Origin of the sequence: Pseudoduganella sp. RAF53_2, from assembly GCF_052113985.1 — a bacterium.
GTDB lineage: Bacteria > Pseudomonadota > Gammaproteobacteria > Burkholderiales > Burkholderiaceae_D > Rugamonas.
The window spans coordinates 1-1,205 of the sequence record NZ_JBFRDW010001037.1 but is presented as its reverse complement, the minus strand read 5'-3'; the positions used below and the strand labels follow the sequence as shown (position 1 = coordinate 1,205).

The window sequence follows — 1,205 nt, the reverse complement described above, 5'->3', positions numbered from 1 at the left end:
GTCACAAGGACGGTCTGTACTGCGCCCGCGAAAGCGGGATCGCCGGCATCGGGCGCTGCGCCCGGGTCGACGGCATCGGTGGCGCCGGCAGTGGCGGCAGGTGCATCGGCGCTGGCTGCTGATGTGTCGTTGGCAGCGCCTGCGGCACGCGCGTCAGCGGCCAGCACCAGCACTGCCAGGGCAATGGCGGTTTGCTTGAACAAAGTTTTCCCCTACTGTTTTTTTGGCGAAGCAGCGCCTGCCCTGTGGCCGGGCGCTGCGAGATATGCATGGATGTGGGTCGTCTCAGGGTCTGGCGACGAGGTGCTCCGTGGCCGCGTTGTGGGCAGCCACGGGTTTTTCCGAGCGAGGTGTTTCAGGTGGCACCCAGTTGTAAGGTACCGGCAGCGCACGATAGACCCAGTTGGTCAGCACCGGGCCGCCTTCCCCGCCAACGGGCGAGGAACCGAAATAAGGACTGACGTATTCCCACACGATGTCGCCTTGCTGCGTCACCTGGAAGAAGCGTCCGTTCATGCCTTCATCGATCAGCGTATTCCCGTTCGGCAGGCGGCGCGCGCTGCTGATGAAGGCACTATAAAAACTCCACAGCGTCTGTGCCGAGTTGGCGGCCGTGTATTGCCACACAATCTGCTTGCGAACAGGATCGATCTCCAACACCCGCGAATGGGGAAAAATGCCGGGCGAGACGCGCGGATAACCCGCTTCGCCCTGGTTATCGAACACCAGCAGGTTGCCTGCGCCGGGCAAGCCTTCGGCAATCAGGTGGGCGTCATGCGGGCCGATGATCTGGTCCACGGCCCGCGGCACGTGGGCGCCCGCGATGGCAGGGAAATCCGGACCCAGCGTCCATGCCACTTTGCCCGTCTTGCGATCGATGATGGCGATGATGTTGGATTCGCGCGAAGAAATGATGATGTTATTCGGGTGGAAGCGCGCATCGCCTTGCGCATGCCATTTGTTCGCCCCCAGCACTGCCATATTATTGATATGCAGGTAGTCCACAGCCTGCGCACCGTTGCGCGGTTTCGCGGCAAGCACCAGCTTCAGCGACTCCGGCGAGAACCCGAGCTCGTTCAAGTGCTCCGAAGCGACCCATTGCCAGGCGATGCTGCCGGAAGGGGTGACCTCGTAAATCACATCGTCCAGCACTTGCGGCGCGGTGAAGCCCGGCACCGGGTGCACCAGGTTCGCCAGCACCAGCG

Annotated in this window: 2 protein-coding genes; both read right to left on the bottom strand. The window is 62.8% G+C overall.

From position 1 onward, the window contains the following. Positions 1–203, bottom strand: a 203-nt coding sequence (locus AB4Z11_RS32120; RefSeq protein ID WP_442030286.1) for a hypothetical protein, incomplete at its 3' end; no start/stop codon positions are given. A gap of 82 nt (positions 204–285) precedes the next feature. Beyond that, the coding region (locus AB4Z11_RS32115) for an arylsulfotransferase family protein (protein WP_442030284.1) at positions 286–1,205 on the bottom strand (920 nt) is incomplete at its 5' end.